At 60.3% G+C, this 25,621-nt stretch carries 25 protein-coding genes; 5 read left to right on the forward strand and 20 right to left on the reverse strand.

Going from position 1 to position 25,621, the window contains the following annotated elements; all coding sequences use genetic code 11:
* Window positions 1-51: 51 nt before the first annotated feature.
* Complete coding sequence (locus DES53_RS00460; protein ID WP_113956243.1) at window positions 52-891, forward strand: SGNH/GDSL hydrolase family protein; 840 nt, start codon at window positions 52-54, stop codon at window positions 889-891.
* 26 nt (window positions 892-917) lie between these two features.
* On the opposite strand, the gene DES53_RS00465 is transcribed toward DES53_RS00460, so the two are convergent.
* Entirely contained in the window at window positions 918-1,820 is a 903-nt protein-coding gene (locus tag DES53_RS00465; protein ID WP_113956244.1) for an ROK family protein, read from the reverse strand.
* Window positions 1,817-2,749, reverse strand: coding sequence for a methylenetetrahydrofolate reductase [NAD(P)H] (gene metF / locus DES53_RS00470; protein WP_113956245.1), 933 nt, complete (start codon window positions 2,747-2,749; stop codon window positions 1,817-1,819). The genes DES53_RS00465 and metF overlap by 4 nt, the downstream gene beginning before the upstream one ends.
* A 129-nt stretch (window positions 2,750-2,878) precedes the next feature.
* Here metF and DES53_RS00475 point away from each other — a divergent pair, with 129 nt between their 5' ends.
* Both DES53_RS00475 and DES53_RS00480 read left to right on the forward strand, forming a co-directional pair.
* On the forward strand, window positions 2,879-4,870 hold the full coding sequence (locus DES53_RS00475) for an ABC-F family ATP-binding cassette domain-containing protein (RefSeq protein ID WP_113956246.1): 1,992 nt from the start codon (window positions 2,879-2,881) through the stop codon (window positions 4,868-4,870).
* A gap of 101 nt (window positions 4,871-4,971) precedes the next feature.
* A complete protein-coding gene (locus DES53_RS00480) occupies window positions 4,972-5,265 on the forward strand; it encodes a hypothetical protein (RefSeq protein WP_113956247.1) in 294 nt (97 codons plus the stop codon).
* Window positions 5,266-5,473: 208 nt separating this feature from the next.
* On the opposite strand, the gene DES53_RS00485 is transcribed toward DES53_RS00480, so the two are convergent.
* The 10 genes from DES53_RS00485 to kdpF form a co-directional block, all read right to left on the reverse strand.
* Window positions 5,474-6,853 carry an amidohydrolase gene (locus DES53_RS00485; RefSeq protein ID WP_113956248.1) on the reverse strand — a complete coding sequence of 460 codons (1,380 nt, stop codon included), beginning with the start codon at window positions 6,851-6,853 and terminating at the stop codon, window positions 5,474-5,476.
* Between the two features lie 213 nt (window positions 6,854-7,066).
* Window positions 7,067-7,237 (reverse strand): hypothetical protein, encoded by a 171-nt coding sequence (locus DES53_RS32690; RefSeq protein WP_170156754.1) that lies wholly within the window; start codon window positions 7,235-7,237, stop codon window positions 7,067-7,069.
* Window positions 7,238-7,271: 34 nt separating this feature from the next.
* Window positions 7,272-7,508 (reverse strand): hypothetical protein, encoded by a 237-nt coding sequence (locus tag DES53_RS32345; protein ID WP_147263108.1) that lies wholly within the window; start codon window positions 7,506-7,508, stop codon window positions 7,272-7,274.
* 303 nt (window positions 7,509-7,811) lie between these two features.
* Window positions 7,812-8,489: a response regulator gene (locus DES53_RS00490; RefSeq protein WP_113956249.1), complete on the reverse strand. Its 678-nt coding sequence runs from the start codon at window positions 8,487-8,489 to the stop codon at window positions 7,812-7,814.
* Window positions 8,490-8,527: 38 nt separating this feature from the next.
* Window positions 8,528-11,197, reverse strand: a complete 2,670-nt coding sequence (locus tag DES53_RS00495) for a sensor histidine kinase (RefSeq protein WP_113956250.1) — start codon at window positions 11,195-11,197, stop codon at window positions 8,528-8,530.
* 139 nt (window positions 11,198-11,336) lie between these two features.
* A complete protein-coding gene (locus tag DES53_RS00500) occupies window positions 11,337-11,771 on the reverse strand; it encodes a potassium-transporting ATPase subunit C (protein WP_170156755.1) in 435 nt (144 codons plus the stop codon).
* A gap of 4 nt (window positions 11,772-11,775) precedes the next feature.
* Complete coding sequence (gene kdpC, locus DES53_RS00505; RefSeq protein WP_425468374.1) at window positions 11,776-12,375, reverse strand: K(+)-transporting ATPase subunit C; 600 nt, start codon at window positions 12,373-12,375, stop codon at window positions 11,776-11,778.
* 34 nt (window positions 12,376-12,409) lie between these two features.
* Window positions 12,410-14,431, reverse strand: coding sequence for a potassium-transporting ATPase subunit KdpB (gene kdpB, locus DES53_RS00510; protein WP_113956253.1), 2,022 nt, complete (start codon window positions 14,429-14,431; stop codon window positions 12,410-12,412).
* Between the two features lie 36 nt (window positions 14,432-14,467).
* Window positions 14,468-16,279 carry a potassium-transporting ATPase subunit KdpA gene (kdpA, locus tag DES53_RS00515; RefSeq protein ID WP_113956254.1) on the reverse strand — a complete coding sequence of 604 codons (1,812 nt, stop codon included), beginning with the start codon at window positions 16,277-16,279 and terminating at the stop codon, window positions 14,468-14,470.
* Between the two features lie 18 nt (window positions 16,280-16,297).
* Window positions 16,298-16,381, reverse strand: a complete 84-nt coding sequence (kdpF, locus tag DES53_RS33990) for a K(+)-transporting ATPase subunit F (RefSeq protein WP_113956255.1) — start codon at window positions 16,379-16,381, stop codon at window positions 16,298-16,300.
* A 448-nt stretch (window positions 16,382-16,829) separates the two neighbouring features.
* On the opposite strand from kdpF, the gene DES53_RS00525 reads away from it, so the two are divergent.
* Together DES53_RS00525 and DES53_RS00530 are read left to right on the forward strand one after the other, a co-directional pair.
* Window positions 16,830-17,294: a flavodoxin domain-containing protein gene (locus DES53_RS00525; protein WP_170156756.1), complete on the forward strand. Its 465-nt coding sequence runs from the start codon at window positions 16,830-16,832 to the stop codon at window positions 17,292-17,294.
* A 38-nt stretch (window positions 17,295-17,332) separates the two neighbouring features.
* Window positions 17,333-18,406, forward strand: a complete 1,074-nt coding sequence (locus DES53_RS00530) for a ChuX/HutX family heme-like substrate-binding protein (RefSeq protein ID WP_113956257.1) — start codon at window positions 17,333-17,335, stop codon at window positions 18,404-18,406.
* Window positions 18,407-18,409: 3 nt separating this feature from the next.
* On the opposite strand, the gene DES53_RS00535 is transcribed toward DES53_RS00530, so the two are convergent.
* From DES53_RS00535 to typA, 8 genes are all read right to left on the reverse strand, one after another.
* Window positions 18,410-18,979 (reverse strand): hypothetical protein, encoded by a 570-nt coding sequence (locus DES53_RS00535; RefSeq protein WP_113956258.1) that lies wholly within the window; start codon window positions 18,977-18,979, stop codon window positions 18,410-18,412.
* Window positions 18,980-19,078: 99 nt separating this feature from the next.
* Window positions 19,079-20,395, reverse strand: coding sequence for an RNA polymerase sigma factor (locus DES53_RS00540; protein ID WP_113956259.1), 1,317 nt, complete (start codon window positions 20,393-20,395; stop codon window positions 19,079-19,081).
* A gap of 30 nt (window positions 20,396-20,425) precedes the next feature.
* Complete coding sequence (locus tag DES53_RS00545; RefSeq protein ID WP_113956260.1) at window positions 20,426-20,854, reverse strand: YciI family protein; 429 nt, start codon at window positions 20,852-20,854, stop codon at window positions 20,426-20,428.
* A gap of 145 nt (window positions 20,855-20,999) precedes the next feature.
* Window positions 21,000-21,452: a YybH family protein gene (locus tag DES53_RS00550; RefSeq protein ID WP_113956261.1), complete on the reverse strand. Its 453-nt coding sequence runs from the start codon at window positions 21,450-21,452 to the stop codon at window positions 21,000-21,002.
* Between the two features lie 87 nt (window positions 21,453-21,539).
* Entirely contained in the window at window positions 21,540-21,857 is a 318-nt protein-coding gene (locus DES53_RS00555; protein ID WP_147263109.1) for a hypothetical protein, read from the reverse strand.
* Window positions 21,854-22,681 (reverse strand): DUF899 domain-containing protein, encoded by an 828-nt coding sequence (locus DES53_RS00560; RefSeq protein ID WP_113957141.1) that lies wholly within the window; start codon window positions 22,679-22,681, stop codon window positions 21,854-21,856. Before DES53_RS00560 ends, DES53_RS00555 begins: the two co-directional genes overlap by 4 nt.
* Before the next feature lie 263 nt (window positions 22,682-22,944).
* Window positions 22,945-23,391 (reverse strand): DUF5069 domain-containing protein, encoded by a 447-nt coding sequence (locus tag DES53_RS00565; protein ID WP_113956263.1) that lies wholly within the window; start codon window positions 23,389-23,391, stop codon window positions 22,945-22,947.
* Between the two features lie 102 nt (window positions 23,392-23,493).
* Entirely contained in the window at window positions 23,494-25,332 is a 1,839-nt protein-coding gene (typA, locus tag DES53_RS00570; RefSeq protein WP_113956264.1) for a translational GTPase TypA, read from the reverse strand.
* Between the last annotated feature and the right edge of the window lie 289 nt (window positions 25,333-25,621).

Here is a 25,621-nt window from a genome sequence, read left to right on the forward strand (position 1 = left end):
CCGTCTGACTCTCCATCTCCAACACGAATTCCGTTCTTTGACCTCTTTCTTATGAAGTTGCTTCCTCTTCTCGCTGCCCTCACGGTTTCAGCCCTGCTCACCCCCCTCCACGCCGAGCATAACGGCAAGCTTCAGGTCCTGCTCCTGGGGGATAGCACCACGGAAGCGCGCATTCCAAAGCAACACCAGCCCAAGGGACCTCACTTCGAGGACATCATCCGCATCCTGATGGCTGGGGAGAAGGACATGCCGCCCTGCAACGTCATCAACTCAGGGGTGAGCGGTGAGTTCATCCGCCGGTTGCTGGATTCAAAACGTTATGAGCGTGACGTCCAGAAGCTTCCCGGCCTGGACTACATCTTCATCCGCTACGGCATCAACGACCAGAACAAGCGCGAGAACTTCACCGAGAATTTCACCAAGGACTATCAGGAGCTCCTCGCGCTCCTGAAGAAGGATCACCCCAAGGCGCAGATCATCATCATGACGATCATTCCCTATGGCAATCTGGAGAAGAACCAGCAGGTGAATGCCCTCAATGAAAAGGTCGCCAAGGACGCAGGACTCCCTCTCTTCGACATCTTTCCTCGTTACCTGGCAGAGCTGAAGAAGGGCGAGAACATGCTGAACTACCGCCGCATCTCTCTGGACAAGATCCCGCCGCAGTACCTCGATATCGTGAAGCCGTTCACCTTTGAAAATCCGCCTCGCGTGGAAGTCCTGGACAACCAGCTCGACGCCATCCTCGGCCACATTCCCGCCTGGTATGCCGACCGACATCCCAATGCAGCGGGCTACAACGTGATTGCCGATGAGACGGCGAAGTATCTCACGAAGATGATTCGCGAGAAGAAGGGCGCAGCAGCTCCGGCAACAGCAAAAGCTCCGTGAGCGGAGCCTTTTCAAATTGTGCGGACTTATCTCCCCTTCGCCTGCTTCGCCAGCACCATGGCACCGAGCATCCCGGCTTGGTCGCCCAAGCCCGGTGGCACGATGTAGTTATCAATGTCCTGCAGCACCTCATTGGTCTGCACGTAGCCATTGAGCATGCGCTGCACCTCCTCGCGAATCATCGGGAAGAGCTGGGCCTGGTGCATCACACCACCCCCGAGGATGATGCGTTGCGGGGACAGCGTGAGGATGAGATTGGAAAGAGCCAGCGCCATGAGCGTGGAGAATTCTCCCCAGCACTCGTGATCTGCGGGGAACGTCTCCGCAGGGGCCCCCCAGCGAGCGGCGATGGCGGGGCCGCTGATGAGTCCCTCCAGGCAATCGCCGTGGAAAGGGCAGATGCCATCCGGGTTCGGCGCATCTGACTGGATGGCGGGAATGAACAAGTGGCCAATCTCCGGGTGCAGCGAGCCGTGCAGCGGCCTGCCATTCACCAGCACGCCACCACCGATGCCAGTGCCCACGGTAATGTAGATAAGCGGGTCGCAGCCTTCGCCATTGCCCCAGGTGTATTCGCCCAGAGCGGCAGCATTCACATCCGTGTCGAAGCCCACCGGCGCGTGGAAGAGCTCTCCCATGGAGCTCAGCAGGTCCGTATATTTCCAGCCTTCCTTCGGAGTCGTGGTGATGTAGCCGTAGGTGTCACTCTGGCGGTTTAGGTCGATGGGACCGAAGGAGCCCACCCCAATCCCTGCGATACGGCCAAGCTTGGAGGCGTTCTGGAGAAACTCCATCACGTCATGAAGCGTATCTGTGGGGGTGGTGGTGGCGATGCGGACGGAGGCGCGGATGTCATCCGGACCGGTGCCCACGGCGCAGTTGAACTTGGTGCCTCCAGCTTCGATGGCTGCGAACAGATCCGACTTCATGAGGGGCGGGGGTGTGACTGGAATGAATGGGAGTCCTTCAGCCCGAGTTCCGCATAGATTTCCCTCGTAGCCTTGCTCTTGTTTAGCGTATAGAAGTGGATTCCGTCCACCTGATGATCGAGCAAATCGGCGCACTGCTCGGTGGCATAGTGCACGCCAACGCGCTGCACGGCGTCCTCGTCGTTGCCACAGCGGGCGATGGCGCGGAGCAGCTTTGCAGGGAAGCGAGCTCCACCGGCCAATTCGGCCATGCGCTTCATCCCACCGGCGCTGGTGATGGGCATGATCCCTGCCAGGATGGGCACGTGGATGCCGGCCAGGCGGCAGCGATCGCGGAAGTCAAAGAAGTCACGATTGTCGAAAAAGAGCTGCGTGCAGATGTAGTCCGCACCGGCATCCACCTTCGCCTTCAGGTAATCCATCTCCATGAGGCGATTCGGCGTGGAGGGGTGGCCTTCGGGGAAGCCGGCCACACCGATACCAAAGCCACGGCCATCCGGATGCGCGCCATTGCTGCCAAAGCGGCGGATGAAGCGTACAAGGTCCGAGGCGTGTTGGAAGGCGTCCTTCGCCTTTTCGTAGTTGGGCAGGTTGCGCGGCGGGTCGCCACCCAGTGCGAGGATGTTGCTTACCCCGGCTTGCGCATAGCGCTCCAGGATGCTCGCGATGTCCTCCTCATTGTGGCACACGCAGGTCAGGTGCGGTACCGGGTCCAGTGAGGTGGTCTGCTTGATGCGCACGACAAGGTCATGAGTCAGGTCCCGGGTGGTGCCACCTGCGCCATAGGTCACGCTGACGAAGGCGGGTTTGTACACCTCCAGCTCGCGGATGGCTTCAAACAGGGTCTCGGCACCCTCGGGGGTCTTCGGCGGGAAGAATTCAAAGGAGAAGGTCGGCTTGCGCTCGTTGAAGATGTCACAAATGTGCATGAGAAGTGGCCACTGTAGGGACTGCCGCGCTGGTGGCAACAAGGATGCGCAAAACCCTCTGTGAGGTTCGGTGGAGTCTTCGCCTTGCACTTGCGGGCTTTGCGCGCATGCTCCCCGCCCCCCACTCCCATGCTCGCTGCTGAAAATCTCGGTATCTCCTTTGGCCCGCGCCGCCTCTTTGGCGGGCTGAACTTCACCCTGCGTGCGGGAGAGCGCGTGGCTCTGGCTGGTCCGAACGGCGCCGGCAAGTCCACCCTGCTGAAGATCATTGCCGGTGTCGAGCAGAACGACGAAGGACGTCTCATCAAGGCAAAGGCGGTGGAGGTGGGCTACCTGCCACAGGAGGGCGTGGAAGTCCATGGCCGCACGCTGATGGCCGAGGCGGAGACTGCCTTCGAAGGAGCCCTGAAACTTCAGCGTGAACTGGAAGAGACCGGTGAACTGCTGGGCCAACTCGCCCACGACACCCCTGAGTACGCGGATGCGCTGGAGGTCTTTGGGGATCTGCAGCTCCGCCTGGAGCATCACGACGTCTCCACCATGAAGCCACGCATCGAGCGCGTGCTGACCGGCTTGGGCTTCTCCCATGAGGATATGGGCCGTCTCACGGATGAGTTCAGCGGCGGCTGGCAGATGCGCATTGCCCTGGCGAAGCTCCTGCTCGCCGAGCCCAGTGTGCTGCTCCTGGACGAACCGACCAACCATCTGGACATTGAGAGCGTGGTCTGGCTGGAGGACTACATGAAGTCCTACCACGGCGCCGTGCTGCTCATCAGCCACGACCGCCAGTTTCTGGACAACCTGACGAACCGCACGCTCGCCTTTGAGAATGCGAAGGTGAATCTCTACTCGGGGAACTACTCCTTCTTCGTGAGGGAGAGCGCGGCACGGCGTGAGCAACTGGAGCGTGCCAAGAAGAATCAGGACCGTGAGATCGCGAAGACGCAGGCCTTCATTGACCGCTTCCGCGCACAGGCTACGAAGGCCTCCCAGGCGCAGAGCCGCATCAAGATGCTCGACAAGATCGAGCGCATCGAGCTCGAAGATACAGAGGACGAGATTGGCTTCAGCTTTCCCCAGCCGCCGCCCAGCGGGCACACGGTGGTGCGTATGGAGGGCATTTCGAAAAGCTACGATGGCGTGAAGCTGATCCTGAAGCCCTTCGACTTTGAAATCACGAAGGGAGATCGCATTGCCATCGTGGGCGTGAATGGCGCGGGCAAGACCACTTTCAGCAAGATCGCAGCCGGCGTGGAGCAGGCCACGGGTGGCACCCGTGAACTGGGGCATCACGTGCGCATCGGCTACTATTCGCAGGATCACGCGGACTCGCTGGATGGCACGAAGACCGTGCTGGAGACCATCGAGAAGAATGCCACCGGACTTTCCGAGGCACAGCTCCGCACACTGCTGGGGTGCTTCCTCTTCCGCGGGGATGATGCCTTCAAATCCGTGAAGGTGCTCAGTGGTGGTGAGCGTGGCCGGCTTTCGCTCGCCAACATGCTGCTGACTCCGGCGAATTTCCTGGTGCTGGATGAACCGACCAATCACCTGGACATGCGCTCGCAAAGCGTGCTGCAACAGGCGCTGACGGAGTACACCGGCACATACATGATCGTTTCCCACAATCGCGCCTTCCTGGATCCGATTGTGAACAAGACGCTGGAATTCCGCGTGGGTGAGCCGCCACGGCTGTACCTTGGGAACCTGAGCTACTACCTCGAAAAGAAAGCCGAGGAAAAGGCCCGCCTGCAGCAGGCTGCCGCAGTGATGAACACCTCTGCGGCCGCCACGCTGCGAGCCGGAGACGGCGAGGTGACGAATGCGAAGGAGCGTCGACGCCTGGAAGCCCAGCGCCGCCAGGAGAAGACCCGCATCCTGAAACCTCTTCAGGACCAGCTCGAAGTCGTTGAGACCACCATCTCCAATCTTGAAGCGGAAAAGGCGGCCCTCACCGCGAAGATGAGCAGTGAGGGCTTCGGCGAGGATGCTGGCGTGGTGGTGGAGACCACTTCAAAATTCGCCGATGTCGAGGCCGCTCTGGAGCGGGCCTTCAGCCAATGGGCCACTGTGAGCGAGGACATTGAGCGCGCTGAGAAACAATTCGGGGACGAGCCCTGAGTGACTGTGCCAGCCTTGCCAAGACGACAGAACTGGTGCATCTCCTCTTTTGCGGTCTCTCTGCACCACACACCCTTTTCACCCATCACTCCACGCTTCACATGAAAGTCCGCCTCCACTCCCAGCAGCATGAGTGGCGATCCCGCGACGAGGAGAACCAGGTGGTGATCATCCGCGCTGAGTGGGATTCGCTGAAGTGGAACTTCATCTACACCACAAAGAAGGATCCTGAGTGGCACGATCTCACGGAGCCATTGCTGCACCACTACGAGGAACTGCGCGAAATCCTTTTCAATAAGTATCAGCGTCGTCGCCTGCCCTGGCGCTTCGTCGAAGAGCTCGATGCGCACATTGCGAAGATGCGCAGTGAAGAGGGTATGCAGGAGTCGGAGTAGGGCCGAAGGGGGGGCGTGCAAGGCTGCCTCGCCGCGACCAGCGGTCGCAGCCACAGTAGCGCCAAAGCTACTACTGACACGTGACAGCCTGAGCTCAACTCAAGCTGTGGCTGCGACCGCTGGTCGCGGTGACAGCGCACGAATTCCTAGTCTTAGCTGCTCTGCTGCTTTCGCTGCTTTGTGACAAATCGCCTTCCGCAGACGGTGTCTACTTCGCCAGCGCCGCCTGCACTGCGGTGGTGAGTGCGCCCACGCCATATTGGAGACTACCGTCCGATTCCGGCTTGTAGAAGGGTGAATGCAGGCTGGGCAGAGGCGGACCCCCGTGCTCCGCCTCAGAAGCGCGGGGTGGGGCAATGGTGCCAAGCCAGAACATGCAGATGGGAATCTTGTCCTCCGTCATGCCGTAGCGGCTGAAATCTTCGCCTCCCATGGTGGCGCGCCGGCTTTTTACCGAGGGCTCGCCATAGCGTTCTTTCAGTGCCGCTCCGATGCGTTTGGTGAGTGCGGGGTCATTCTGCACCACGGGCGTGAAGCGCTCCGCTTCTTTGATGATGGGAAGATGGGTGTCCGGCAGGCCGGCGGTGCGGGCCATGCCTTCCGCGATGCGGCGAATGGCAGCGAGGGTTTTACCACGGACCTCGGTGTTGAAGGTGCGAATCGTTAGTTGCAGCTTCACTTCATCCGGAATGATGTTGTGCTTCGTGCCGCCATGGATGCTCCCGACGGTGATTACCACGGCTTCGCGTGGATCGATCTCGCGGCTGTCGATCATTTGAAGAGCCACGATGATCTGCGCGGCGAGTACCACGGGATCCTTCGTGGTGTGAGGCGCGCTGCCGTGGCCACCCACACCGCGCACGGTGATGTCCACGCTGTCCACGTTTGCAGTGGCAGGGCCCTCTGTGAGGCCGAAGGTGCCGACCGCCATGTCGCTGTTGCAGTGGAGCGCCACGCAGGCATCAGGCTTGGGGAAGCGTGTGTAGAGGCCGTCTTCCAGCATGGGAGCGGAGCCGCCGCCTTTTTCTTCTGCGGGTTGGCCGATGAAAACCAGGGTGCCATTCCATTCCTTTTTATTTTCGGCGAACCAGCGTGCCGTGCCTGTCCAGCAGGCCATATGCATGTCATGGCCACAGGCGTGCATGACCGGCACATCTGTGCCGTCCGTGTCCTTCACACGAACTTTACTCGCAAAAGGCAGGCCGGTCATTTCGCGAACCGGCAGGGCATCCATGTCTGTGCGCACCAGCACCGTGCGACCTTCACCATTTTTCAAGACGCCCACGACGCCCCATCCGCCGACTTTTTCCGTCACCGTGAAGCCTGCTTCTCGGAGCTCCTTTGCGAGACGCTGGCTGGTCTTCTCTTCGTGGAAGGAGAGCTCGGGCGCTGCGTGAAGATCTTCGTAGAGCTTCTTTAACCGCGCATGCTCTTCATCGGAAAGCTTTGTCGACAGGACAATCTGCGCCACTCCCGGCTTCGAGTTCGCACAAGGCAGGCAGAAGGAAAAGCCAAGGAGTGCCGCCCCGAAAACGGGGAAGACCAGGCGCGAAGAAGAAACGCGCTGCGAAGACTGGGTGGATGACATGGCAGGTCTGGGAGTAGACCGACCCGGGGGCGGGGCCAGCGAGCTTTTTCCATGCTGACGCCTCGCTGGCTGCTTGTGAAGGAGAAAAATCTGCTGCGCAAAAAATAGGGGCTGCCGACCGAGCTCGTCGGAAATCCGTTCGTCCGTCCGCGAATTTACCCAAGGATTCGCGGACGGACGGACGCGCGCAATAGGCCGCCGGGGGCTGGCGGGTCAGGTGGCCCGTTTTCCGGTGAGCTGGCCGAAAATCCAAAGCACGACAAAGATGATGGCTGCAATCCAAAGCAAGTGAAGGAGCACACTCGTGATGGCGAGGGCGACCTTTAACACGAGCCACAGCACCATGAGGGCGAGTGCCAGCCAGATGAAGGTAGAGGAGTGCATGAGGAGGAAGGCAGTTGGAAGTGGAGATGGGTGGTCAGTTCGTGCGCCGCTGGAATTGCGTGCGCCACCCCAGCCACCCCAGGAGAAAAATCCAGCCGAGGAGTGCTGAGGGACCAAGGAGCTTCGGCGTGTGCCCTCCATGGTAGGCATTAAGCCAGGCAGCGGAGACCAGCACGACATTCGCGACCCACGCCATGATGAGCGACAGCCGCACGAAAGAGAGAAGATGGGAAATCCCGATGCTGGGTACCTCGTGTTTGGGGGACATCATGACGGGCCTCTTTTGTTACCCGCCATCCGACGCCTCACGAGGAAGGCGTCGGATGGAGAGCGGGGGGTTTGGCGGTTGGTTTTTTGGAAGGCTGCCGAAGCAGCCTTGCGACATAGGGTGCTGGATGAATGCCAAGTGGCGAAGATCTGTGTAAAGTTCTCTTTTTCAGCAAGCTGCGTCGCAAGGCGTTTTGCGATCCCAGTTTTTCTTCCGTGCAAAAGGCCCTCGGTCATGCATTGCGGTATGCAGGAAGCAAGGCCGGGACAACGGGGTGGGGTGGGAGCGCGACCTCCCTCACGCCACTCAGGCACTCGGGGCGGACATCCTGTATCCGATGCCCGGCTCGTTTTGGATCTGGGGCGCTGCCGGATCTGGTTGAAGTTTTTTTCGAAGCAGATTCACATACACACGCAGGGAGTGTGCGTGGGTGTCCGCGCTTGGCCCCCACACTGCTTTCAGAAGCTGCTTTTGTGTGACGATGCGACCGGAGTGGGTGGCAAGTTGGGTGGCGAGCGCGTACTCGGTGGGTGTCAGCTTGAGTTCGTGGCCAGCGAGTGTCACCTGATGTGAAGACAAATCGATGCGCAAGCTGCCACAATCGAGCACAGGAGATTCCTGCACGCTGCTGGAGCGTCGCTGGATGGCTTGCAGCCGCGCGAGCAGTTCCGCAGTGCTGAAAGGTTTGGTCACGTAGTCGTCGGCGCCGAGTTCGAAGGCCCGCACCTTCACCTGCTCCTGATCGCGCACGGAAAGGATCAGGACAGGCACTTCGCTCCACTCGCGCAGCCTCTGTAAAACTTGCGTGCCATCCATGTCCGGCAGGCCGAGGTCGAGGAGGACGACATCGGGTCGATGAAACGCGGCTTCTTGCAGGCCGAGTTGACCTGCCTCCGCTTCGCGCACTTCGTATCCACGCGATTCCAAAGCCAGGCGTAGCAGCCTCCGGATTTGGATTTCATCGTCGATGATGAGGGCGAGCATGTGTGATGGTGAGAATGAGTCACTAACGGCGAGAGGACTCAAGCAGGAAGCGAGGGCTCCAGCATCTGAGAGTGCGCTTGTGTGGAAACAGCAAGCTCCATGACAAAGACAGCGCCGCCTTCCGGATGATTGTGCGCCGTAAGATCGCCGCCCTGTGCACGCATGAGTCCGCGAGCGATGGCCAGGCCGAGCCCGGTGCCACCTGCGGGTGAGCCGGGTGCACGATAGAACTTCTCAAAAACCTTCGACTCGGCACCCTCTGGCAGGCCCGGGCCATGATCCCGCACAGTGATGCGCAGCACGTTTTCGCGGATGCGTGCATCGATTTCGATGACGGTTCGTGTCGGCGTGTAGATGGCGGCGTTGTGCAGGATGTTCGACAAGACCTGCGATAGCAGAACGCTATCCGCGTGAATGAGCGTCAGCTCCTCAGGTGCGGAGATTTTTACAGGATGTCCGGTGAGCACATCGGACACGGACGACTTTGCTTCATCGAGAATCTCGGAGACTTCGCACCAGTCGCGGCGTGGCTCCACCACGGAGGATTCGATCCGCGTGATGTGCAGCAAATGGTCCACCACACGCTGCAGGCGGGCCGCTGCGGTGTTCATTTCGCGCACGTAGGGATTGCTCGGCTGGTTGAGACCTTCCAGCGCCGCGTGCATGACGGCGAGCGGTGTTTTGAGCTCATGCGAGACGCTGTCGAGCAGCGTGCGGCGCAGCTTTTCGGAACGCTCCAGCACCTCCGCGTGACTGGCTGCCTGGATGAAGTGTTCTTTCTCCAGCACGAGGGCAAGCTGGAGGGCAAAAGCCTCCACGGTCTGGCGTGTGGTGAAGTCCAGTGATGCCTGCTCCGGGAGCGCAAGCCCCAGGACACCCATCATGGACGTGGCGGTTTGAAGTGGGAACCATGTGGCGCCTGACTGTGGAAGCGTGGTGGTGAAGCGGCCAGCGGGCTGGCGATTCTCATAGCTCCAGGCAATCACGCCCCACTCCTTGTCGGTGGGAGTGAAGGAGCTTGCCTTATGCGCGGCTTTCGGCAGCGAATGATCCAGCTCGCGCACGATGAGGGCGGTTTGCGCGCCGAGCAGTTCGTCGATGGTCGTCAATGCCGCCTTGAGTCCTGCTTGTGTTTCCACGGTGAGCGCGGCGCTTTGAGTCACGCGTAGTAGCGCAGAAGTCTGGCGCAGTCGGCGTCTCTCCGCTTCCTCGCGCTGGCGCAGTCGCGAGGTGAGGTGACCCATGCTGATCGCCACAATGAAGAACATGACAAACATGAGCAGGTCATGCGGTTGCTCAATGTGCAGCGTGAAGTGCGGTGGGATGAAGAAATAATCCCACGACAGGGCGCACAAACCAGCCATGACCAGTACAGGTCCACGACTGAGCCGCAGCGATGCAATGACAATCGCCAGCAGGAACAACAGCGCAGAGAAGACGTAGCCGGTGAGCGGCAATGCCATCCAACTGAGCAGGCCAGCCGCCGCGGTGAGCGCACCTGCCCATGCATATTCCGCCACGGGGATGCGGCGATTGTCATCGGAAAGCGCGGACTCTGCGGTGACGGATGGTCCCGGAGCAAAGGGCCGCACCACACACACATCAATGTCTCCACTGTCGGCGATGAGCTTGTCCGCAAGCGACTGTCGCAGAATGCTGACGCGTTCTGGTTTCCCCACGACGATCTGGGTCACGTTCCGCTCGCGCGCGATGCGCAGCAGTGACTCCGAAACATTTTCCCCCGTGGTGGAAATGATTTCCGCTCCGAGTCGTCGTGCGAGTCCGAGGGCGCGTGTGAGGCGGTCTTGTTCCGCGGCGCTGAGTTTCCTGGATGTCTCGACCCAACTCACCACCCAAGGGCAGCCAAGGCGATTGGCCGCACGGCGGGTCCAGCGAATGAGACTTTCCGCATAGGGGCTGGGTCCAATGCCGACCATGAGGCGTGCATGGGTTTTCCAAGGACTGGTAACACGGCGCTGGCGGCGGATGTCCTCCAGGCTGCGATCCACCTGCTCCGCGGTGAAACGCAGGGCGAGTTCGCGCAGGGCAGTAAGATTGCCTTTCTGGAAGAAGTTGGTGGAGGCCCACTCGGCCCGCTCGCCCATGTACACCTTGCCCTCGGCCATGCGCTGCAGGAGCTTCTCCACACTCAGGTCAATGAGCTGAATCTCCTGCGCGCGATCAAGGATGGAGTCAGGCACGGTTTCCTGGATGTTCACCCCGCTGATCTGGCGCACGGTGTCCACCTGGCTCTCGATGTGCTGCACATTCAACGTGGTGCAGACATCGATGCCGGCGTCGAGTAGCTCAAAGACGTCCTGGTAGCGCTTCGCGTGGCGTGAACCGGGCGCATTGGTGTGCGCCAGTTCATCTACGAGGAGCAGGTCGGGGCGCTGTTGCAGCGCCGCATCCAGATCGAACTCTTCAAGAGTGTGGCCTCGATGCTCCAGTTTTTGTTTTGGCAGGATGGGCAACCCCTGAAGCAGGGCTGCGGTCTCATGGCGACCGTGGGTTTCCACAATGCCGACCAGCACATTCAGGCCCTCCTTCTGCCGCTGGCGCGCCGCCTCCAGCATGGCGTAGGTCTTGCCCACGCCGGGGCACATGCCGAGGAAGAGGTAGAGTCTCCCCGTGCGCTCGGCATGCTCCTCCCGCTGCACCTGAGCGAGCAGGGCATCGGGATCGGGGCGTATGTCGTCTTGGGACATTGAGGATATTGATGGATATGTTACCACGTCTGGCGAGGGACTACTTCGTGCAGGCCCTGGGAGCGCTGGCCTCTGGCCGGCGAATTCATATGCACCGTTGGTTCCACGCCGGCCAGAGGCCAGCGCTCCCAGGGCTCAATCACTTCAGTTCATCGAGGGCAAGGTTGAGCTTCAGCGCGTTCAGACGTTCGGTGCCCACCATGCGGGAAGGGCTGGGCTCGGTAAGTTCCTTGATGAGGTTTTCCAATTGTTCACGCTTTGCTGCATCGAGATGGCGCTCGCCGACAACACGGTCCAACTGGATGCGAGCCTGCGCAGGAGTGATGTAGGGGCTGGGCAGTTCAGCCGAGGGTTCACCCAGTTGGAAGTACCCGGGGCCGCTGAGCTTTGCTTCGAGCAACTCTTGAGCGGCCGCCTTTTCATCTGGAATGGGCACCTCGGTGGCGCTGCTCATGCGAAGGAACTGCGCTGTGAGGGCAAAGAAGAGGAACAAGGCGACGAAGGCACCTCCATAGATGCCCAGGAGGCGCAATGGCACCTGCGATGACGACGATGGATGGCTTGAGGTTTTCATAAAATTAGGGGGATGGAACTGAGACTGGAGGAAGTGCATCCAGGGCCGTGTTGAGCTGGAGGACATTCACGCCGGCTTCACCCAGGATGCCGAGATCAGGTGAGGTGGTGTGCTCGCGGATGAGGGAACGTACGGCTTCCACATCCATCTGGCGGATGCGGGCCACGCGAGGCGCCTGCAGTTGCGCATTCGCGATGCTGATATGCGGATCCAGACCACTGCCAGAGGCTGTCACAGCATCGGCAGGGACTGGTGCGTCGATAGCGAGGCCGTTGGTCACGCGATAGGCTGCGATGCGATCTTTGACGGCATCATGCAATTTCTGGGACGTGGGCCCCAGGTTGGAACCGCTGGAACTGGCGGCATCGTAGCCGTTCGCGCCAGCAGCGGAGGGGCGTGGGTGGAAGTACTGCTCCCCAGTGAATCCCTGAGCCAGCAGGGCTGACCCGCGGATGGTGCCGTCCTTGTCCTTGATCAGGCTGCCGTTCGCCTTGTCGGCAAACAGCGTCTGGGCAGCGCCAGTGACGATCAGGGGATAGACACCGCAGCAAACGGCTGCGAGCACGAGGGTGGAGACGAAGGCCCCTCGCAGTTCAGAGAAGATTGCTTTCATGGTATGATACAAAGTGATGTGAAAGTTAGGCGAGATGGAGGGTGGTGATGAGGACGTCGATGGCCTTGATGCCGATGAAGGGCACGACCAGGCCGCCGAGGCCGTAGATGAGCAGATTGCGCCGCAGCACTGCCACCGCACCCACGGGGCGGTAGGCCACGCCACGCAAAGCGAGCGGGATGAGCGCCACGATGATGAGCGCATTGAAGATCACCGCGCTGAGGATGGCGCTCTGCGGCGAGGCCAGGCCCATGATGTTCAGCGCCGAGATGGCGGGGAAGGTGACCATGAGCATCGCGGGGATGATGGCGAAGTACTTCGCCACGTCGTTGGCAATGCTGAAGGTAGTCAGTGAGCCGCGCGTCATCAGGAGCTGCTTCCCGATCTCCACGATCTCGATGAGTTTGGTGGGATTGCTGTCCAGGTCGACCATGTTGCCCGCTTCACGAGCGGCTTGGGTGCCGGTATTCATGGCGACACCCACGTCTGCCTGGGCAAGAGCCGGGGCATCATTGGTGCCATCACCGGTCATGGCGACGAGGTGTCCGTTCGACTGTTCGCTGCGGATGCGCTTGAGCTTGTCCTCGGGAGTGGCCTGGGCCATGAAGTCATCCACGCCTGCTTCCGCGGCAATGGCGGCGGCGGTCATGGGGTTGTCCCCGGTGATCATCACGGTACGGATGCCCATCTTGCGAAGCTGGGCGAAGCGTTCCTTGATGCCGCCTTTCACCACGTCTTTGAGTTCCACCACGCCGAGCACCTGGCTGCCATCGGCGACCACCAGCGGGGTGCGGCCCGCACGGGAGGCTGACTCCACCGCCTTTTCAATTTCGATGGGATAGGCACCGCCTTTCGAAAGCACGTACTGCTTGATGGAGTCCGCCGCACCCTTGCGGACGCTCCGGCCATCCATGTCCACACCGCTCATGCGGGTTTGAGCTGTGAAGGGGATGAACGTGGCGTGCGGTTCCTGGAGCTCACGTCCGCGGATATTGAATTTCTCCTTGGCGAGCACCACGATGCTGCGACCTTCCGGCGTTTCATCCGCCAAGGACGCGAGCTGGGCGGCGTCAGCGAGCTGTTGTTCCGTCACGCCAGGGGCAGGGCGGAAGTCCGAGGCCATGCGATTGCCGATGGTGATGGTACCGGTCTTGTCGAGCAGCAGCACATCGATGTCGCCCGCGGCTTCCACCGCGCGGCCACTGGTAGCCATGACATTGCGGCGGATGAGTCGGTCAATGCCGCTGATGCCGATGGCGCTCAGCAGACCACCAATGGTAGTCGGGATGAGGCACACCAGCAGCGCGATGAGCACAGGGATGGAGAAGGCCGTAGCCGCATACGTGCCGAAGGGCTTCAGCGTGACGCACACCATGAGGAACACCAGCGTGAGAGCGGAGAGCAAGATGGTGAGGGCGATTTCGTTGGGCGTCTTCTGGCGCTTGGCGCCTTCCACCATGGAGATCATCCGGTCGAGGAAGGTGTTTCCCTTTTCCGAGGTAATGCGGATCACAATGCGGTCGCTGATGACACGCGTGCCACCCGTTACGGCGCTGCGGTCACCACCGCTTTCGCGGATTACCGGAGCGGATTCACCGGTGATGGCTGCTTCATCGACACTGGCAATGCCTTCGATGACTTCACCGTCGGCAGGAATGACGTCGCCGGTTTCACACACGACGATGTCACCCTTTTCCAGCGAAGGTGCGGTCACCTGTTCTTCACGACCATTGCGCAGGCGGCGGGCAATGGTGTCCTTACGCGCTTTGCGCAAACTATCGGCCTGGGCCTTGCCACGGCCTTCTGCCATAGCCTCCGCGAAGTTCGCAAAGAGTACAGTGAACCACAACCACACCGCGAGCTGCAGGATGAAGCCGCGATCTGTGGGCGAGGTGAAGACACTGACGGTAGTGAGGACCGCACCGACGAGGGTCACGAACATCACCGGGTTTTTGATCATGAGACGCGGGTCGAGCTTCTTGAACGACTCGCCAATGGCGGGACGCAGGATGCTGGCGTCGAACAGGGATGGAGCTTTGTGGGACATGGAATGAAAAGATTTTCAGTTCGCAATGCAGTGCGTTTAGAAGAGGGCACCCTGGGCGTTGAGGAAGTGCTCGACGATGGGGCCGAGGGCGAGCGCGGGCAGGAAGTTCAGCGCGCCGATGAGAAGGACCGTGCCAATGAGCAGGACCACGAACATGCCGCCGGACACAGGGAAGGTACCCGCGCTGGGAGGTGAGATCTTCTTCTGCACGAGTGAGCCGGCGATGGCCATGATGGGCACGATCATGAAGAAGCGGCCAATGAGCATTGCGAGACCCAGCGTGATGTTGTAGTGCGGGTTCCCGCTCGCGGGTGTCGCAGTCAGGCCGGCGAAAGCGCTGCCGTTGTTCGCAGTCGCGGAGCTGTAGGCGTAGAGGATTTCGCTGAATCCATGGGGGCCAGCATTGTTCAGGCCGGCCAGTCCCCATTCGCTCACCGAGGCCCATGCGGTGAAGCACAGGATGGAGAGCGTGAGCACCAGCAGCGTGAGCATGGCCATCTTCACCTCATAGGCCTGGATCTTCTTGCCCAGGTACTCCGGCGTGCGGCCCACCATGAGACCTGCGATGAAGACTGCGAGCACCACGAAGACCAGCATGCCGTACAGACCGGCGCCAACACCGCCGATGACCACTTCACCCAGTTCCATCATGAACAAGGGAATGAGACCGCCGATTGCCGTGAAGGAGTCATGCATGGCATTCACCGCACCGCAGGACGCCGCAGTCGTAACCGTGGCGAACAGGGAGGAGTTGAAGATGCCGAAGCGAACTTCCTTGCCTTCCATGTTGCCATCCGCGGCGACGATGCCGAGTCCCTGGTGAATGGGGTTACCTTTTGCTTCCGCCCACGAGCAGACCAGCACACCGGCGACGAAGAGTGCCATCATGGCTGCCCACACGGACCAGCCATGTGCCTGGTTCCCGGTCATGCGACCGAGGTAGTAGGTGAGTGCGCTGCCAATCGCGAAGATGGACAGCATCTGAATGAGGTTCGACAGCGGCGTGGGATTCTCAAAGGGCTGTGCCGCGTTTGCATTGGTGTATCCACCACCGTTCGTACCCAGCATCTTGATGGCGACCTGTGAGGCCATGGGGCCATGCACGATGGTCTGCTCTTCAATCACCTGCTTTTCGGTGACTGGCTGGCCGTCCGCTCCGGTGATGGTGTTGCCCGCGTCATCCTTCTTCTCCACCGTGATGCTCACAGGCTCCACGAGCTTCGCCTTGTCATACGGCTTGAAGTTCTGGATCATGCCCTGCGACACCAGGAAGATGGCAAACAAGGTGCAGATGGGCAGCAGCAGGTAGTAGGTGATGCGCACCAGGTCGACCCAGAAGTTGCCCAGCGTTTTGGCAGACTGGCGTGAAATACCACGCACGAGCGCCGCAGCGATCGCGATGCCGGTGGCGGCGGAGACGAAGTTGTGGAACGTCAGGCCCACCATCTGCGAGAGGTAGGACATGGTCCCTTCACCGCCGTAACTCTGCCAGTTGGTGTTCGTGGTGAAGCTCACGGCTGTGTTGAAGGCCAGTGCATGTCCCACCGCGGAGAGTCCCTGCGGATTGAGTGGCAGCACATCCTGCAGGCGCAGGATGGCATACGTGAACACCAAGCCCACGAGGCTGAAGAGCAGCATGGAGACGGTGTAGCGTTTCCAGTCCTGTTCGGCGTCGGGCTTCACACCCATGAGGCCGTAGGTGACGCGTTCCAACGGACGAAGAACTGGATCCAGCCACGTACGGCCGTTGGGGTCGAGCACACGGGTGAGATAGATACCGAGGGGTTTGGTGATAAGGGCCAGCAGTGCGATGAAAAGGGCGAACTGCAGCCAGTCAGAGGCATTCATGGGAGGGAAAAGCGAAGGTCAGAACTTCTCCGGGCGAATCATGGCCACGAAGAGATAGAGAAAGAGGAGGAGGGCGATGAGCCCGACGAGGATGGTTTCCATGGCGGTCAGGGCAGGGGTTAGAGCTTTTCGCAGAAGCGGAGGTAGAGGCCGCTGACGACGAAGAAGGCCACGGCGATGCCGATGTAGAGGAGGTCACTCATGGGGCACCTCCCGGGTGTTTTTAGGGTGGGTTGTCATGAGCCCACCGTGTGCCTCAAGGGGATTTCCAGCGAATCAAAGGCCGGTCCAAGGGTGTCAAGAAAGTGTCAATGAGGGAGGCCGGTTGATGGTCTCTAGTTGATGGTTGATAGCCTGAGATTGTGGGGATGTAGAACGGCATAGGCGATTCGGTTGGTAAAATGTGCACAAAGTGAACGAGTTACATGTTTTTGCGGTTCCGTTGAACCCATGCTTGCCGTTGCTGTTCGATATTGAGAATCAGTTGCAACTAAGGTCCGCGTCGCTAGACATGCGCCCACTTGATTTCGGCCCCACCACTTTCACTCCCATGAAATCCTCCATTCTCGTCATCTTTGGCAGCGTCACCGGCAACTCGGAATACTGTGCGGACAAGACCGCCAAGGAACTGCGTGAGAAGGGACATGAAGTCGTCTCAGAAAACATGGCCGATGCCGATCCGATGATGCTCAAGGAGCATGAGACCGTGCTCATCATTACCAGCACGTATGGTGACGGTGAGCCGCCGGATGGCGCGGAAGACTTCTACAATGCCGTGGTGAAGAAGGGCGGTCTCGACCTGAGCCACGCGCAGTTCTCCGTGCTGGCACTGGGGGACACGGGTTACGACCAGTTCTGCAAATGCGGCATCGACTTTGACGCAGCTCTGGAGACCCAGGGCGCGCAACGCATCCATCCCATCGTGCTTGCCGACACCGACTACGATGCCCCGTTTGATGAGTGGAAGAAGGGTGTCTTCGCCGCCATTGCGGAGCGCCGCGCGGTCACTGCATAAGGCAGGACCACTTCACTTCCATCACTCGCACCTGACACATGGATTCCCGTCTCGAAGGGCCGCTGCCCCGCATCGCTTATAGTTTCAAGCAGGGCACCTTCGACTTGAAGCGCCTCGCACCGCATCTCTGGTTTGAGGCAGATGATGGCTGGTCCACCGCAGTGCGCTTGGGTGGGCATCTGCCGTCCTTGTTCCGCCGCATCGAGCATCTGGGTGTGGTGCTGGCCAGTGCGCAGTCCGGACCGCTCTCCACGGCGGATACCTGGGAGCGTCCATCGTTTCAGTGGGTCTCGCACACAGGTGAGTTCGTGGAACCCAGCAGTGGTGCCGAGGTGCGGCTTGCTTCGCTGAAATCCGTGATAGCCGTGGTGCAGGAGGTCGAAGACCAACAGGTGGCGAGCCTCCAGTTTTTTGATGCCTCAGGCGATGGTGGTTTGAAGCTCATGCTCACGAACTGGTCGGACCTCGACTACTTTGAAGCACTTGTCAGCATTCATGGGCGTCCGCGTGAGGAGGACAACTCCAAGCAAGGACTCCTGGGGGGCAAAGAGCCCGGTGTGCCGAATCGCAATACCCTGCCCTTCGAAGAACGCGACGAGGAAGACGCCGCCGTATTCTCCGGCTTCACTCCTGAGATGGTGCTTCCCATCTGGTCCGGACTGTCCCGCACGCTGCCGGACTCACAATTTCCAGGCGTGCCCGGTCTGCTGCGACGTGATGCCCTGGCTCTCGCAGGCAATCGACACGCGTGGCAGGTATCAAAGGATACTGTGCTGCGCGCCATGGAGGACATGGTCACACGTGGCGTCGCTCTTGGTGGCGCGGTGCGCAATGGACTGAGCTACCTGCCCATGGCCTTCCGTCCCAAGCACTGGAACCAGTGCGGCTGCGGGCAGACCTTCTTCGGCGAGTGCACGCAGTTCACCCTGCGACGCTGCTGCGGCAGGACGTGGGAAGCATGGGCCGTGCGCCACATGAATGCCAGGGGCACTGATGAGGTGGTGTGCCTTGAATTCTACAACGGACAGCGCCGTTTCTGCGGCGGGCTGGGATTGAGTTCCGGTGCCACCAGCGGAGACCATGCATGCTGGCGTGGCTGGTTGGAGAAATAGGACTCAGGGCTCCACGGTCGCGCTATCGGGTGGCGGAATGAGATGCGCGTGCCCTGTGTGAAATTTGGGAAAGCGCAGGGAGTTGGGGTTGCGCTTGTAGTACCACCAGCCGAGCCAGTCATCGACCTGGGCTCTCAGTGCGGAGAGCCAAAAATAGCGCACGTTGATACCTGGGGAGCGGATGCCTCCATCAGCATGGCCGCGAGAATCCCAGGTGCCTGACCTCGCACGAATGAACTTGCCAGGCGGAATGACGATGTAGGGATCCTCAATGGGCGCCGAGTGCTGCAGCACCACCGATGCTGGATCGGCATCGCCAACCAACTCAAGATAGCCATAGTAGAAACGGATGGGGAAGTATCCCTTGTTTGCGACCAGCACATCGATGGTGCCCTGCGGATTCGTGGTTCCGGTGGAGGGCTCTCCTTCTCCGGAGGTTGGGTTTGGCCAGAACGCGGAAGCCTGAAACTCCAGCGAATCTTCCGGCCGCCATGATAGCACGAGGTAAGTGAGCGGGATGGCAAGGAGGATGAGGAAAAGCGCAATCGTGATGCGCCTGGCGCGACGAGTCATGGGAGGTAGGTGCGACGATACGACAGCGGGCCGCTCGCTCGTGCTCAATGATGGGCGTGCACTTTACAAAGAGCTTACCAATAAGTGCGGCACCTGGTGCTACCCCCGCGACCGCGGCGCGTGCGCTGAGCCTCCGGTGTCACCACATTCGCGAAGGCGTCCTTCCAGGAAAGACTGCTCAGACGTCACATCTGTGAGGCGCAATGCCTTTCGGAAATGGATGGCTGCGGCGCGTTTGTTGCCAAGCTGGGATTCGAAATCGCCCAGCACCGCATAGACAAGATGGTAGGACTCCAGATGATCGCGATGCCGCATGGATTCCACCGCTGCGATGCCGGCCTTCGCGCCTTCCACCTGAGCCACGGCCACGGCGCGGTTCAGTGCGACCACGGGTGAGGGGGTGAGTTCCATCCAGCGATCATACAGCGAAAGGATACTGCGCCAGTCCGTGGCATCGTAGCTGGGCGCCATGGTGTGGCATGCGGCGATGCCGGCCTGCAGATGGTATTCGCTCAGTGCTTCGCCCATACTGGCCTTGGAGAGGTGCAGCATGCCGCGCGCGATGTGCTCACGGTTCCATTCGGCGCGATTCTGGTCGCGCAGGCGCAGCATGTTGCCATCCCCATCCACGCGTGTGGAGAAGCGCGCCGCATTCAGCAGCATGAGCGCGATCAAGGCATGCGTGCGCGGTTGGTCTGCCACCGAGTGTTCCGCAAGTTGCGTGGCAAGCTGGATGGCCTCGTGGCATAGCTCCTCGCGAACCAGGTTGTCGCCACTGGAGGCCTTGTAGCCTTCGTTGAAGAGCAGGTAGAGGATGTGCAACACGCCATCCAGACGTGGAGGAAGGTCCGGTCCACTGGGAATCTCGAACGGGATCCCCATTTCCTGAATGCGCTGGCGGGCACGTGTGAGGCGTTTTGCTGTGGCTGCTTCCGTGGTGAGAAAGGCCTTCGCGATTTCAATCGGAGTGAAACCGCACAGTGTTTTTAGGGCGAGAGCAATCTGCGACTCCTGCGGGATGTCCGGGTGACAGCAGGCAAACATCAGGCGCAGGCGGTGCACCTTGATCTCATCTTCGAACATGGGGCCTTCAGCATCATCCGGCGTGGAGGTGGACTGCTCCATGTGGAGCACGATTTTCTCCTCCTTGTCTCCGAATGACTTTTCCCGGCGCACCACATCCAGCGCGAGATTGCGCGCGGTCTGCATCAGCCACGCCGTGGGATTTTGCGGGACGCCGTAGTAGGGCCACACCTGCAGGGCCCGGGCCATGGCCTCCTGGACCACATCCTCCGCGAGCTGCAGGCGATTGATGCCAAAAATACCTGTGAGCATGGCCACGAGCCGTCCTGCTTCATGGCGGAAGAGGTGCTCGGTGAGGCGGGGCACATCGTGCTTCGCCGTCGGATTGGGCATGGCCGTGGGATCGCTCACGTAGGGCGCGTGTTACGACACCTGGGACAGCGCAGCCGCATCGGCTAGGCGCTTGCCCACGATTTGCATGGTGGGACACTGCTGAATCACGGGACGCACCTCCACGGACGAACCCCAATCAATCAGCGGGCATTCCTTGGCGATGCCGATGGCTTCCTCGATGGTCTCCACCGTGAGCAGCAGGTACCCACCCACTGCCTCTTTCGATTCTGCAAAGGGCCCATCCGAGACAGTGCGCTCCTTGTTACCTACGATCTTGCCATCGTGGCTCAGGGGCTGGGCGAGCTTGAGCTTGCCAGCAAGAGCGAGGCTGGATACCCACTCGGTGAATTTGCCCATGGCCTCCTGCATTTCATGAAGGGGCAAGCGCTGATCAAGCTGCGTGCCGCGGAGAAGCAGAAGGTACTCAGGCAGGGCGGATGGAGTCGCGTTGACGCTCATGGGGGCAGTGAAGGTGAAGGACTGGGGATGGTTACCTGGACCGGGATACAAACACCCGGAGCGGTGGGGCGAGTGCGAATGATAGCCGGAGCAGTCGTCCGGGGACAAACACTTTGATGCGAGAGATTTGCGCTGGGCAGCAAGGCTAGGGTTTCAAATCGAGTGCGGCCTTGTAGGGAGGCTCCATGTAAAAGGGGACGGAGCTATGTTCATGGACAATGCGCCACACGCCATCCATCTTTCGCCAGCCAAGGGTCATGCGCATCCAGACGTCCGTGTCAGGCTCTCCCGTGCGCTTGCCCTGGAGGTGATTCAGACTGTGGGAGAAGGCGATGTCCCCTGACACGTGCACCTGGAGCTCTTTCAGTTCCAGCCCGATGGGGCCGGGCCAGGTGGCGAACCATTCTGCCGTGTTCCGTGCGAAGGTCATGACGCCCTCGGTCACTAGCGGAGGAGCCGCGTCATACATCACCACATCGGGTGCGTAGAATTTCTGCAGCGTGGCAAGGTTCTTCGTATGCACCGCCTCTGCCCAGCAGTGGGTGAGTTCCTTCAGCTCCGCTTCGCTGTCGATGGAAGATGGTGGTTCCGCAATCATGGGACGTTTCGGTTAGGGTTAGAATTGGGCCTGTTTATCCAGTTCCTGAATCGAGCGGGGTTCTTGCATTTGGTGCATGCCCTTCGCTCAGGAGCGTGGTCTGGTACGATTGAGGCACAGACGGTGCAGCGTACGAATCGTGAGCCACGACAGCGAGGTAATGCACAGCGTGATGAGCATGAGCCGCACGTTCGCGGCCGTGGGCAGTGAAATCCCCAGCCCGGTGGCCATGGCAATATAGGCCGCCATGCACGCCGGGCACTTCGGCATCAACACGAGCAGGGCGCTGGGGAGGAGCCAGCCGGTGAGATTCACACGACGGCGCGCCGGAATGCTCATTCGATTGCTTGAGCTCTTGGTGGAAGCCGCACGGCAGCAGCAGGAGGTGGAGGCGCTGGCATTCATGACACGGATTCCTCCTTGGTTGAGCTCTGGTTTTGGTGGCAGCAGCAGCCGGACGAACTCGCTCCTGTGGGCTGGTACCTGTCGTGGTGTTTCACCCAATCCATGAGATTGAGATTGGGCCCGTTCTCATTGCGCCCCTTGGGGGTGAGATCCAGGAAGTTGTACGCACCAACCAGCTGCTCCTGCCCGCGGCTGAAGGTGGAGTAGGTGTGATACACTGTATTTGCCGGGTCCCTGTAGAAGACGCTGACACCGGGAGACTCCTCCTCTTCCGTATCCGACCACGCATAGTTATAGAAGGCGCGGCCCTCGGCGATTTGCTTGGGCGGGAAGGAAACATTGAAGTCGTAGTTGAAGTCGCTGCCATGGGACGAAACCCATTTGAACTGCCAGCGCATGCGCTTCTTGAAAGCGGCTATTTCCGGATAGGTGGCGCGCGATACTGCCACCACGGTGACGTCATGCGGTTCCAGGTGCAGGCGGGCGCAGTCGATGTGGTCCGCGAGGAAGGAGCATCCCGTGCATCCTTCCTTCCAGCCGGGACCCATCATGAAGTGCTGGATGATGAGCTGGCTGCGCCCCTCGAAAAGGTCACTCAAGGACTCCGGGCCATTGGGACCTTCGAAGGTGTACGCCTTGTCCATGCGTACCCAGGGCAGGGCACGGCGCTGGGCGCAGAGCGCGTCATAGCGGCGTGTATGCTCCTTTTCCTTCTGGAGCAGTTCCTTGCGGGCTTCCGTCCATGCCTCGCGGGAGACGACTTGATGTTCCGCGAGCAGGGGATCTTGCTGCGGTGAAGACAGTGTGTTGGAAGGGGTGTTCATGGCCTGCGTGGTCCTCATTGGCTTCAGGGAGAAGCGCGATTTCAATGGGATGACGAACAGGCCCGCGACTACAGGACATGGGTGCGGAAGTTTTTGTGGGAAAACTTGGCGGCAGTGTGGCTGGTCCCGAATCGTGCGGGATGCATGAGGATGAGGGTGCTATGAAAGAAAGCTGAAGGCAGAGTCAGGAGACGCGCCAAGATGGGGGCACTCCTGCCCCCATCTTGGGACCAGCCGACAACGCTTTGAAATGAGCGGAACAACTACGCCATCTGTCTCGGCGGATGCCCTTCGTCCTTGTCGATAAAGTCAAACATGGTTTCCACACCGCAATCTGTGCCGAAGCCAGCCTCATTGAGCCGGAATACCAGCCGGTCCTTTGCTTCATCCCGCCAACCGCGCTTCGTCATGAAGGCATTCCAGATCAGGATTTCTTCCTCATTGGGTTTCCGTCCATTGGCAAAGGACCAATCAAGAAGCTCATCGTCGCTGCCGCCCGCGAGTGTCCGCTCCCGAAGGGCATCATAATTGACTTTCAAAAAGCGCACGCAGCGACCGTCGAAAGTGCCGCGTTGGTCACCCAGCTGTTCCGTGTAGTCAGGAGGAAGTTTTCCCTCCGCATGAAGGCGAATCTTATCCAGCATGCGGCCAAAATGGACGATGCCACCAACCATATCATGGGGACTGCGGAGACCAGGAACGTGTGCCATGCAGAGCCATACGGATGTCGCTGGGGCACGGCTCACACAAAAAACTGGCGGCCCCTTTCGGAAACCGCCAGTTCGTAAAATGAATCTTGATGTGCTCTCGGCTTAGACCGCTTCCAGCTCGGCTTCCAGGCGCTTCCTCTCCTTGTTGCGCTGGTTGGAGTCCAGCGTGCGCTTGCGCAGGCGGATGCTCTTCGGCGTGGCTTCCACGAGTTCATCGGGGGCGATGTACTCAATGGCGCGCTCCAGGCTGAAGCGGACCGGAGGCGTGAGTTGGATGCCCTTGTCCGAGCCGGCCGCACGGAAGTTCGTGAGCTGCTTGGAGCGGGTGGGGTTCACCGGCAGGTCATCCGTGCGGGGATTCTCGCCGACCAGCATGCCATCGTACACAGGCTCGCCTGCGCCGATGAAGAGCTTGCCACGCACCTGGATGGTATCCAGTGCGTAGGAGGTGGCTTCACCGGACTCGGTGCTCACCAGCGTGCCGGTGCTGCGCGTCTGCATGGGGCCGGCGTGCGGGGCGTATTCGCGGAAGAGGTGCGAGTGGATGCCGTGACCGCTGGAGAGGTTCATGAGCTCGAATTCGAATCCGATGAGACCACGCGTCGGGGCGCAGGCAGTGATGCTCGTGCGTCCATTGTGCGCGGACATGTCTTCAATCTGGCCCTTGCGCTCAGAAATGCTCTTCATCACGCCACCGAGGTAGTCATCCGGCACGTCCACGTAGAGGGTTTCGAAAGGTTCGCAAAGCTCATCATTGATGCGCTTCGTGATGACCATGGGGCGCGATACGAGCACTTCGAAGCCTTCGCGGCGCATCTGCTCCACAAGCACGGCGATCTGCATCGCACCACGCGCGCTCACATTGAAGATACCGGCAAGGTCGGTGTCTGCGACACCGATGGTCACGTTCATCTTCTGCTCGCGGTCCAGACGCTCACGAATCTTGCGGGAGGTGACGTGGTCGCCTTCGCGTCCGGCCAGAGGGCCGTCGTTCACTGCGAACTGCATCACAATCGTGGGCGGGTCAATCGCCACGAAGGGAAGAGCCTCCACATCTGGGCTGCCGCCGACGGTCTGGCCGATGTCCACATCTTCAAATCCGGAAATACCCACGATGTCACCGGCGGTGCCTTCCACCGTATCGCTCACGGCCAGGGTGGTGTACTGGAACACCTTGGTCACCTTGATGGCCTTGGCGGGGTCGCCGGGGTTCTTGCCGAGCAGGAAGACGCGATCGCCCATCTTCACCTTGCCACGGGTCACCTTGCCGATGGCCACACGACCGACGAAGTTGTCCCAGTCGATGTTGCTCACCAGCATTTCGAAGGTGCCTTCGAGTTCTGCCTTCGGAGCGGGGATGTGCTCCTGAATCTTGTCGAGCAGGAAGCTCATGTCCTTGTGCTCACCTTCGGGGGAGTCGCTCACCCAGCCGGCGCGGGCGCTGCCGTAGACGAAGGGGGCGTTGAACTGCTCTTCCGTGGCGTCCAGTTCGAGGAAAAGCTCGAGCACCTTGTCGTGCACCTTTCCGGGTTCCACGTTCGGGCGATCCATCTTGTTGATGAGCACGATGGGCTTCAGACCCTGCTGGAGTGCCTTCTTTAGTACGAATCGGGTCTGGGCCTGGGGGCCTTCATAGGCGTCTACCACCAGCATCACCCCGTCCACCATCTTCATCACGCGCTCCACTTCCCCACCGAAGTCCGCGTGGCCTGGGGTATCTACAATGTTGATGATGTGGTCATTGTAGTGCACCGAGGTGTTCTTGGCCTTGATGGTGATGCCCTTTTCACGTTCCAGGTCCATGGAATCCATGGCGCGCTCAGCGATTTGCTGGTTTTCACGGAAGTTTCCGCTGGCACGCAGAAGCTGGTCGACCAGGGTCGTTTTGCCGTGGTCAACGTGGGCGATGATGGCGAGATTGCGGATCTTGTCGGGCGTCATGGGGTGGGAAAGGGGGCAGGCAACCTAGAGGAGATTCTGAAAATCGCAACTTCCGTGCAAAGGGGTGACGGAATCGACACGGATTCTTGGGGGGGAAATCCGGCGAAACACCTTGTGAGGAGCTCCAATGCGCCCCTTCCCGTGTCATCCATCTATTTCGCGGGGCGGGTGCCGGAGAATGGTGACTTGAGGCGGCACCGCTCTTGCCCAAGCCTGTAACCATCCGGGCTCAATTCCGAAAGGGTGTATGGAATCCACTTCCGTCATGGACGTGGTATTGGTGCAGAGC

This window comes from Roseimicrobium gellanilyticum, assembly GCF_003315205.1.
Lineage (GTDB): Bacteria > Verrucomicrobiota > Verrucomicrobiia > Verrucomicrobiales > Verrucomicrobiaceae > Roseimicrobium > Roseimicrobium gellanilyticum.

Excerpts from the sequence above, each read along its gene's own strand:
- DES53_RS00565 (WP_113956263.1), bottom strand. The coding sequence starts at position 23,391 with ATGGCACACGTTCCTGGTCTCCGCAGTCCCCATGATATGGTTGGTGGC.
- DES53_RS00480 (WP_113956247.1), top strand. The coding sequence starts at position 4,972 with ATGAAAGTCCGCCTCCACTCCCAGCAGCATGAGTGGCGATCCCGCGAC.
- DES53_RS00530 (WP_113956257.1), top strand. The coding sequence starts at position 17,333 with ATGGATTCCCGTCTCGAAGGGCCGCTGCCCCGCATCGCTTATAGTTTC.
- typA (WP_113956264.1), bottom strand. The coding sequence starts at position 25,332 with ATGACGCCCGACAAGATCCGCAATCTCGCCATCATCGCCCACGTTGAC.
- DES53_RS00535 (WP_113956258.1), bottom strand. The coding sequence starts at position 18,979 with ATGACTCGTCGCGCCAGGCGCATCACGATTGCGCTTTTCCTCATCCTC.
- metF (WP_113956245.1), bottom strand. The coding sequence starts at position 2,749 with ATGCACATTTGTGACATCTTCAACGAGCGCAAGCCGACCTTCTCCTTT.
- kdpB (WP_113956253.1), bottom strand. The coding sequence starts at position 14,431 with ATGTCCCACAAAGCTCCATCCCTGTTCGACGCCAGCATCCTGCGTCCC.
- DES53_RS00540 (WP_113956259.1), bottom strand. The coding sequence starts at position 20,395 with ATGCCCAATCCGACGGCGAAGCACGATGTGCCCCGCCTCACCGAGCAC.
- kdpF (WP_113956255.1), bottom strand. The coding sequence starts at position 16,381 with ATGGAAACCATCCTCGTCGGGCTCATCGCCCTCCTCCTCTTTCTCTAT.
- DES53_RS00560 (WP_113957141.1), bottom strand. The coding sequence starts at position 22,681 with ATGAACACCCCTTCCAACACACTGTCTTCACCGCAGCAAGATCCCCTG.
- DES53_RS00475 (WP_113956246.1), top strand. The coding sequence starts at position 2,879 with ATGCTCGCTGCTGAAAATCTCGGTATCTCCTTTGGCCCGCGCCGCCTC.
- DES53_RS00495 (WP_113956250.1), bottom strand. The coding sequence starts at position 11,197 with ATGTCCCAAGACGACATACGCCCCGATCCCGATGCCCTGCTCGCTCAG.
- DES53_RS00490 (WP_113956249.1), bottom strand. The coding sequence starts at position 8,489 with ATGCTCGCCCTCATCATCGACGATGAAATCCAAATCCGGAGGCTGCTA.
- DES53_RS00485 (WP_113956248.1), bottom strand. The coding sequence starts at position 6,853 with ATGTCATCCACCCAGTCTTCGCAGCGCGTTTCTTCTTCGCGCCTGGTC.
- DES53_RS00460 (WP_113956243.1), top strand. The coding sequence starts at position 52 with ATGAAGTTGCTTCCTCTTCTCGCTGCCCTCACGGTTTCAGCCCTGCTC.
- DES53_RS32345 (WP_147263108.1), bottom strand. The coding sequence starts at position 7,508 with ATGATGTCCCCCAAACACGAGGTACCCAGCATCGGGATTTCCCATCTT.
- DES53_RS00525 (WP_170156756.1), top strand. The coding sequence starts at position 16,830 with ATGAAATCCTCCATTCTCGTCATCTTTGGCAGCGTCACCGGCAACTCG.
- DES53_RS00465 (WP_113956244.1), bottom strand. The coding sequence starts at position 1,820 with ATGAAGTCGGATCTGTTCGCAGCCATCGAAGCTGGAGGCACCAAGTTC.
- DES53_RS00500 (WP_170156755.1), bottom strand. The coding sequence starts at position 11,771 with ATGAAAACCTCAAGCCATCCATCGTCGTCATCGCAGGTGCCATTGCGC.
- DES53_RS00550 (WP_113956261.1), bottom strand. The coding sequence starts at position 21,452 with ATGATTGCGGAACCACCATCTTCCATCGACAGCGAAGCGGAGCTGAAG.
- DES53_RS00555 (WP_147263109.1), bottom strand. The coding sequence starts at position 21,857 with ATGAATGCCAGCGCCTCCACCTCCTGCTGCTGCCGTGCGGCTTCCACC.
- DES53_RS00545 (WP_113956260.1), bottom strand. The coding sequence starts at position 20,854 with ATGAGCGTCAACGCGACTCCATCCGCCCTGCCTGAGTACCTTCTGCTT.
- DES53_RS32690 (WP_170156754.1), bottom strand. The coding sequence starts at position 7,237 with ATGCACTCCTCTACCTTCATCTGGCTGGCACTCGCCCTCATGGTGCTG.
- kdpA (WP_113956254.1), bottom strand. The coding sequence starts at position 16,279 with ATGAATGCCTCTGACTGGCTGCAGTTCGCCCTTTTCATCGCACTGCTG.